This is a genomic window from Opacimonas viscosa (assembly GCF_024199005.1).
GTDB classification, from domain to species: Bacteria; Pseudomonadota; Gammaproteobacteria; order Enterobacterales; family Alteromonadaceae; genus Opacimonas; species Opacimonas viscosa.
Map to the genome: position 1 here is coordinate 1 of NZ_JANATA010000261.1, position 248 is coordinate 248.

The 248-nt window shown below is 42.7% G+C and carries 1 protein-coding gene; it reads right to left on the reverse strand.

What is annotated here, in order from left to right:
* The coding region (locus tag NLF92_RS13520) for a hypothetical protein (protein ID WP_254102778.1) at window positions 1-248 on the reverse strand (248 nt) is incomplete at both ends.

Sequence of the window (248 nt, forward strand, 5' to 3'; positions counted from 1 at the left end):
GGCAACTCAGTTGACCATTGATGACTCCAAAATTCACCGGCTATACCTGCTTTAAAGTATTCGCGCTTTGACAGGTCTAACTCCTTTCTAAAAGCCAACTGCTTGGATGAATGGAATGACAGCAGTTCCGTATCTACTTTGCCCTTTTCATTTACCGCAGCAATACTTTCGAACAGTGATAAGTACTCGATACCACTTTGACTGACTATTTTATCTCCTGATAGCTGTGCGCCGCAGATTTTCTGCTT